A 7,901-nucleotide genomic window follows, 5' to 3' on the forward strand; every position below is an offset into this window, starting at 1 on the left:
GTGTACGTCTATGCCGAAGACGTCTTCGCACAGGCCGTCGTCGCCGGCGCTGTCCAGGGCTGCGTCGGGGGGAAACGCTTCCTTATCCGCGGCGTCAAGGATTGCTGGGTGCGTGGCTACGAGGCGGCTAAATTCTCAGAAGTCGACACCAAGGCTCAATCAAGATGGACACTTTTCATAAAAAGTAACTTAATGTGACATCAAGTATTGCGCAACATCGCCGGGTTGAAAACTGAACGTTCAGCGGATCTAGCGTGTCGCGCGGTCTGGAGTGGGGAAGTACTGAATGTCTTGGTATAGCAAGGTTGTCTGGTCAGAAGGACTATTTTTGCATCAGCACCATTTGCAGCAGCATGACCGCTATGTCGAAAAGCTGATCGAGAGTCGTGTCGGCTTCATCACGCCCTATCCTTGGGGCTTTGTCGAACTGGAAATCGACCGCGACCTGGCACAGCAGAACAAATTCGGATTGCGGCGCGCCAGCGGCGTCTTTCAGGATGGGCTTCCGTTCGATATGCCGGGATCGAGCCCGCTGCCGGCGCCAATCGACATTCCCGAAGGCTCTGAACGAAAACTTCTCTGGCTGACCCTGCCGATTGCCACACCCAATAGCCGCGAAATCGACGCAAACACGGCTGCCACCGGCAGTCGCTATACGCTGGACCTCGAAGACTTCATCGATTCCACCTCCGGAATGCATGTGAGCCAGGCATTGGAAATCGCCCATCCGCGCATCGAGTTTGCCGTGCGCGAAACCGCAAGGCCCGGCTACCACAATCTTCTGATCGGGCGGATCGTCGAAGTTCGCGACAAGACGATCGTGCTCGATGAGCGCACGGTGCCGCCGATCCTGTCCTGCCAAGCCTATCCAGTCGCCAGGGGCTGGCTCGATCGTGTGATCGGATGGGTGGAGACACGTCTGGAGTCGCTTGCTCGCTATGCTGCCGATCCAAGCTCCGGCGGGGGCCTGCAGGCTTATGACTATTTCATGCTCCAGCTTCTCAATGGTCAGGTCAATGTTCTGCGTCATAGTCAAGCGTCGAAATATCTGCACCCCGAACGGCTCTACGTCGATCTCATGCAGTTTGCCGGAGAGCTGTGCACGTTTTCCGGCAATCGCATGGCCCCTGATTTTCCGCGCTATGATCACGACCGCCTGTGCGAAATCTTCGAACCCGTATTGGAGACGATCCAGCGCCAGCTGAGCCTCGATATCGGTCGAGCCATGCGACTCGATTTGACCGAGGTGCGCCCCAATGCATTCCTGGCAAATGTCAGCAACCGAAATCTGTTCAGGACGGCGCGATTCGTTGTCGAAGTATCTGCCGCCATGCCGCTGACGCAGATCCAGCAGAGCTTCCCGGATCTCTGCAAGGTAGGACCGAACACCAAGATGCGGGAAATTGTACAGACGCATCTGCCTGGAATCAACATCGTGCATATGCCGACCCCGCCGCGTCAGATCCGCACGATCACCGATCATGTCTATTTCTATCTCGAGAAGGCTTCGCCCCTCTGGCCCGAGTTCAGCGCGGCAAGCGGTATCGCGATGCATTTCGCCGGCAACTGGCCCGAGTTGCAGCTTAACCTCTGGGCGATCACGGACGACTGAGATGAGCAATCCCGACGATCCCGCCGACCGCAGCGGAAAGACAGTCATTCGCCCGCGCCCTGGCGGTCTCCCGCCTGAAAGCGAGCGGTTCGGAAACGAATTCCGTCCCCGTCAGCCGGGACCGAACTCGACAGTCATCTCGCAGGGCTTTCCTTCGGCGCCAACGGCCCCGGGCGGCCTCCCACAGCAGCCACCCGGTGCGGAAAGTTCGAGATCGGGCGCATGGGGAGGCGACGACGGGGCTGACGACTGGATGTCGGCGCCCACACCAAAGCCGCCCGTGCAGCCGCGAGCGCCGCCCAACCGCAAGCGCATTCCGCTCAAAATCGCCTTGGGCGCAGGCGCCGATCTTCACATGAAATCGGCCAATCCGATCACGCGGGCCGCGACGCCGCTGCTAATCCTCTTTGGCCGGCTTCAACAGATGATCGTCGAGATAGACGCGGTCGCCCTCATGCAGCACGTGTCAACCAACATTCAACAATTCGAAAAGACGCTCCTTTCTGACGGCGTGCCTGTCGACCAGGCGACGATTGCAAAATACGCGCTCTGTGCGACCGCAGACGACATTGTCCAGAACCTCCCGTCGGACGAGAAACACGTTTGGCTGCAATACAGCATGCTCGCCCAGTTTTTTGGTGTCAGGACGTCGGGAACGGGATTCTTCGACAAGGTTCGTCAGCTGAGCTCCAATCCGACTGTCTATTATGATCTCCTCGAGCTAATTCACGCCTGTCTCTCTCTGGGATTCGAGGGACAATACCGCAGCTCAAAAGGGGGCGACATCGAGCTGCAACGGGTTCGTCGTGACGTCTACACCACCTTGCGGAGTGTCCGTCCATCCGCCGATGGGGATCTGTCGCCGCGTTGGCAGGGTTTATCACTTCGCGTCAAAGGGCTCACCAGCGGTATTCCGCTCTGGTCGCTTGGCAGCTTGTTGCTCGCCCTTCTAGTCGGCCTGTTCATGCTTTTACGCTTTCTGCTCGGGCATGATGTTGACCGAGCGGCCGAGGCTCTTGTCCGCCTTCACCCGCCAGGCGAGATCCTGATCAGCCGTGCAACCTATTCTCCTTTGCCGGAACCACCTCCGGCGCCCGCGACGCTGACCCAGCTGCAGCGTATCCGCGGTGTTCTTGCGCCCGAAATCCAGCAAGATCTTGTTGCCGTCGATCCGATCGGAGACTCGATTGTCATCCGCATCAACAATCTCCTGCTGTTTGATTCCGGCAAGGCGGAGGTGAAACCTGCCTTCGGTTCGCTTGCCAGCCGCATCGGTGCTGCGCTCGACAAGGAGCCTGGAAACATTCACGTCATCGGGCATACCGACAATGTCAAACCGAAGGCGTCCAGCCGTTTCAAGTCGAATTTCGATCTCTCTGTCAAACGTGCTCAGGCTGTTGCAGACGTGCTCAAGGCGCATGTCAGCGAGCCGGGTCGACTGGATGTGGCCGGCCGCGGCGAGGACGAGCCGGTGACCCCGAATTCAAGCGAGGAGGGACGGGCGAAGAACAGGCGCGTCGAACTTTCCATACCCAAGGACGATGGGGAAACCAGTGACCTTGCCTCGAAGGTGTCGCCATGAAGCGCAGCAATCTCCCGCTGTGGCCGCTCACCGCCATCTGCCTCCTTGCCGCCTTGCTGTTGTCGTTCACGATCTGGTTTGCTGCACCCCTGATTGCCTATGGCGACTTCGATCCCTTCGACAGCTCACTGGCGCGCCTTATTCCCATCGGCCTTATTTGGATCGCGCTTCTCGGATATTTCGGCTGGCGGTCTTGGGCCGCGCGAAAGGCGCAGGCCAAGCTGGAATCAGCTGTCATGGCAAGCGACGCCGCCGATGACGATAGCGACCAACTCTCAGAACGGATGGCCGATGCGATCGCGACATTGAAACACACATTTCCGGGTCGCAATTTTCTCTATKAACTTCCCTGGTACCTGATCATCGGTCCGCCTGGTACCGGCAAGACGACCGCGCTCGTCAATTCCGGGCTTCGCTTTCCGCTCTCGACAGACGGGGGCAGACACGCGATCGCAGGTGTTGGCGGGACGCGCTATTGCGACTGGTGGTTTTCAGAGGACGCCGTGCTAATCGATACCGCCGGGCGCTATACGACACAGGATTCCAACGAACAGTCCGATCGCAAAAGCTGGATGTCCTTCGTCTCCCTCCTGAAGGCGCAAAGGCCGAAGCAGCCGATCAATGGCGTCATCATCGCCATAAGCATCGAAGATCTCCTGACGCTCAAAGCGGCCGAGATTGCCGAGCATTCTGCGGCTATTCGCAAGCGTCTCCTCGAGCTCTACGATCTGCTGAAAGTGGACTTTCCGGTCTATGCGATGTTTACCAAGGCTGACCTGATCTCTGGCTTCAATGAGTATTTCGGCGCCTTTCCAGAGGATAAGAGGCGCCAGGTCTGGGGCGCGACATTTCAGTCGGAGGACCGAAAGAAGAATTTCGTCGATCAGGTCCCCACCGAACTCGACGATCTCGTTATCCGCCTCGGTCAGGTGACCGCCGACCGATTGCAGGCTGAACCGGATCCCGTCGCCCGTATCCTTGCTTTCGGTTTTCCGGCGCAGGTCGCGGCGCTGCGCGACTCGGTATCCGCATTCCTTTCGACGATCTTCGAGCCCACGCGTTACCATTCGCGCGCGCAGCTACGCGGCTTCTACTTTGCTTCGGGAACTCAGCAGGGCACACCCATCGATCAGATGCTTGGCGCCATGGGTTCCGACTTCGGCTCGACTACATCATCTTACATGTCGACGACCGGCAAGAGCTACTTCATCCATGATCTTTTCCTGAAGGTCATATTTCCCGAGGCTGGCTGGGTCTCCAGGGATATGGCGGCTGTGCGACGCGCGAGCTCGATGCGGATCGGCGCAGTCGCGGCGATGGTGCTCGTGACGATTGGCCTGTCCACCGGGTTTGTCTTAAGCTACACCAAGAACCGCCAGATTGTGGCAAGCACCAATGCCACGATCTCCGATTATCGTTCCGGAAACAATCCCGCCCTCAGCATAGTGCCAGTCAACGACGAGGAGCTCCGCAACATTCTTGGACCTCTCCATCAGTTGCGCAATATGGAGGTCGGTTACGCTAATGAAGATAAGTCGTCTGGGTGGCTTGAAGGCTTAGGTCTCGGGCAGCGTAATAGATTGAATTCTGCAGCAGAGGAGGCCTACCGCGAGGGTCTCGAACGCATGCTGCGCGCGAGACTTATCTACCGTCTCGAACGGCAGATCGAGAGCAGGATCGATGACCCCTTGTTCATCTACGAAGCCCTGAAAGTCTATCTCATGCTAGGTGGAAAGGCACCCAAGACCAACGACGATCTGGTCTTGAATTGGATGCGTGATGACTGGAGCAAGGAACTTTTCCCCGGACCCAGCAACCGGCCGGTTCGTGACGAACTGGAAAGCCATCTCCAGGCTATGCTGCTGCTCGACAATGCGCACAATCCGGAAATTGCCCTGAATGGAACGCTTGTCGAGGCTGCGCAAAAGACGCTGACGCGCATGAGCGTGGCCGACCGCGCCTATACTTTTATCAAAAGTGCAGGATTGTCCGAAAATATCGATGATTGGAGGCTGGATGCGCGCGCTGGCGCGGAACCCGATCGTGTCTTCGAGACACTGAACGGCCAGCCGCTCGATACAGTGCGTGTCCCGGGCCTTTTCACTTATGGCGGGTTCCACGACTTCTTCCTCAACGCGCTCGGGACGGTCGCAGACAATCTCATCGCGGAGCAATGGGTGCTCGGCGATGTCGGGCAAAAAAGCGACGTGGAGGCACAGCTGAAGCGCCTAGGACCCGAACTTCTCGAAAAATACCGGCAGGACTTCATTTCCAGCTGGGAAGACGCGTTTTCGAAGTTCAAACTTAAGCGACTCTCGGCCGACAAGCCGCTTTATACGACATTGTCGGTTGTTGCCGGACCGGCTTCGCCGATCCGAAGCCTTTTCCAGTCGATCAGTGACGAGACACGCCTGACCGAAGAGCGCGAGGAGGCCGAGGCGACCGGCGCGGGAGCGACGGTAATGGATGCGGCCGCCAAGGCAAAGGAGTTGGCGCTCCAGCGGATCCAGAGCCGTGCGTCGGCCTGGTCACGGATTGGCATCGACGCTGCACTCGGCAAATCGCAAAAGCAGATGGGTCAGAACAGCAGTGCTGCCCCGATCCCGGGCGCGAGCATTGAGGCCTATTTCCGGCCCTATCACCAACTCGTGGAAGGCGATCCCGGGAAACGTCCGATCGATATGCTGATTGAAACCCTTAATGAGATCAGCCACACGCTGATTGTAGCCGATACGCCCTCACAGCTCGACAACATGATGGCGGTCCTTCCCTCGCAGGTCGGCGATCTGAAGAAAAACATCTCGCGCCTGCCTCCGCCGTTGGCGAAGATGATGCAGAGCGCCGTCACCGACTTCGAAGGCGATGCTGCCGACTCGACGATCACGCAGCTGAATCAGGAGATGAACGATCGCGTCACCGGCGCTTGCAAGGCGGTTGTCGGCACTCGCTTTCCTTTTTCTCCCAAGAGCGATCGCGACGTACCTATTACCGATTTCGTGCGCCTGTTCAGCCCTGGGGGGACTATCGACAAATTCTTCGACGAGAAGCTCTCCCCGCTCGTCGACATAAATGCGGGCAATTGGTCCTGGAAAAAAAACGAGCGCGTCGGTCAGGGACTGTCGACTGCAAGCCTCCTGGAGTTCCAGAGAGCCGCCGAGATTCGCGACGCCTTTTTCCCGTCGGGTTCCCAGATCCTGGCCATTCAGATGACGGTAAAGCCGCAGTCTCTGTCGGGAAGCGCGGAGTTTGCCATCCTGCAGATCAACGGAAAGCCGGTCCAATCGCGCCAGATGGCCAACGCACCGGTCGAAATGACTTGGCCCGGAACAGGGGAGGGTTCTGCAAGTATCTCGCTTTATCCGCAGATGGCTGGGCGGATATCGGAAATCTCGCAGTCGGGCCAATGGGCGTTCCTGCGTCTCCTCAATGAGGGAAGCGTTACGCAGAGCGGTGAAGCGATCAATGCGCGTTTCGTGATTGGCGGTCGTGAAGTGACGTATCAGTTCGAAATGGGCCAGATCAGCAATCCATTTCTTTTGCCTGCGCTATCCGACTTCAAATGCCCCGACAGCCTGTGATGGGGAAGCGCATATTGCCGATGTTATTGGAAGAAGGGGGACAGTGAGCATGCCGGTCGGCCTTTACGGCAAATATCCAGCCAAACGTGACTTCCTGGCTATAAACCTGCCACGCGCGGTCATGTCGAGGCTGGAGACCTGGCTTCAGGCGGGGCTTGCGATCAGCAAGGAACGTCTGGGCTCGGATTGGCATAGCCTCTACTCTATTCATCCAATCTGGAACTTCAAAATGGGAGCGGACATTCTTGGCACGGAGGTCGTCGGATCGATCATGCCGTCCGTCGACGCGTCGGGTCGCTTCTTTCCGCTTGTTATCCTCGCCCATGCCCAAGCTGGATCGGCCTACCCACCTGCGTCAGCGATCCAGAATACGTGGTTTGTCGATGTCCATCGGCGACTGCTGTCTGCGCTGAGTGAGGATGACATTCCTGGCCCCGACAGATTGCTTGCTGACCTTGGCGAGCCGTCAAGCAGTCTCTCTCTGCCATCCGGTATGAGGCCGATGGACGGCGGTTTTAGAATGCGGATCGACCCCGCTGCCCCTTCGGCCTCCCTGGAGCAATTCGAGGCGGGCGAAAGACAGGCACGAGGGGCACCAAGTAGCACATTCTGGACGACAGGAGGGCAGTTCGTGGCGCCGCAGATCATTTCGACGACCGGGCTTCCCGATCCGGAAATCTACAGCGTGATGATCGGCGGAGCGGACGGAGGAAATGGCGACCGAGCCCACGTGCCCGCGGATGGAGAAGAACAGGTCGGGCCCACGCGACCAGGGAGGATCATGTGAACCCGGCTGTCTTTCGTATTGAATCGCATGCTGTCTCCGATGTCGGCTGTGTGCGGGACATCAATGAGGACCGAAGCTACGCAGACCCCCACAATGGTCTCTGGATGGTCGCTGACGGGATGGGCGGCCACGATGCCGGCGACTTCGCGAGCGAAACGATTGTTCGCAATGTGCGGGCAAGGATCACCCTTGCAGAATCTGCCGCGGCGCTTGAGAACAGCTTTCGCGATGCGATCGCGGCCGCGCACGCGGATATCATTGATCATTCCCTCAAACTTGGAAACAAGATCGTCGGATCCACGCTCGTGTGTCTCCTGGTTTATGGTCGCGTGTCGCGGTGTT

General features: G+C 58.3%; 6 protein-coding genes. All 6 read left to right on the plus strand.

All coding sequences use genetic code 11. From position 1 onward, the window contains the following. Positions 1-198 (plus strand): DUF1036 domain-containing protein (locus tag AC1D1Z_RS31140; protein WP_477852696.1); only part of this gene is annotated, 198 nt, incomplete at its 5' end. Positions 199-286: 88 nt separating this feature from the next. Further along, the gene (gene tssK / locus AC1D1Z_RS31145; protein ID WP_477852698.1) at positions 287-1,612 is read left to right on the plus strand and encodes a type VI secretion system baseplate subunit TssK; all 1,326 of its coding nucleotides are present in this window, start codon (positions 287-289) and stop codon (positions 1,610-1,612) included. A gap of 355 nt (positions 1,613-1,967) precedes the next feature. Next, positions 1,968-3,194, plus strand: coding sequence for a type VI secretion system protein TssL, long form (tssL, locus tag AC1D1Z_RS31150; RefSeq protein WP_477852700.1), 1,227 nt, complete (start codon positions 1,968-1,970; stop codon positions 3,192-3,194). Further along, positions 3,191-6,772 (plus strand): type VI secretion system membrane subunit TssM, encoded by a 3,582-nt coding sequence (tssM, locus tag AC1D1Z_RS31155; RefSeq protein WP_477852702.1) that lies wholly within the window; start codon positions 3,191-3,193, stop codon positions 6,770-6,772. Before tssL ends, tssM begins: the two co-directional genes overlap by 4 nt. 49 nt (positions 6,773-6,821) lie before the next feature. Further along, positions 6,822-7,559, plus strand: a complete 738-nt coding sequence (gene tagF / locus AC1D1Z_RS31160) for a type VI secretion system-associated protein TagF (protein WP_477852704.1) — start codon at positions 6,822-6,824, stop codon at positions 7,557-7,559. After that, positions 7,556-7,901, plus strand: a 346-nt coding sequence (locus AC1D1Z_RS31165; RefSeq protein ID WP_477852703.1) for a PP2C family protein-serine/threonine phosphatase, incomplete at its 3' end; no start/stop codon positions are given. The genes tagF and AC1D1Z_RS31165, both read left to right, overlap by 4 nt.

This window comes from Rhizobium sp. P1_E1 (assembly GCF_056406015.1).

Bases quoted from the DNA above. Each gene is read 5' to 3' on its own strand.
- tssK (WP_477852698.1), top strand. From the start codon at position 287: ATGTCTTGGTATAGCAAGGTTGTCTGGTCAGAAGGACTATTTTTGCAT.
- tagF (WP_477852704.1), top strand. From the start codon at position 6,822: ATGCCGGTCGGCCTTTACGGCAAATATCCAGCCAAACGTGACTTCCTG.
- tssL (WP_477852700.1), top strand. From the start codon at position 1,968: ATGAAATCGGCCAATCCGATCACGCGGGCCGCGACGCCGCTGCTAATC.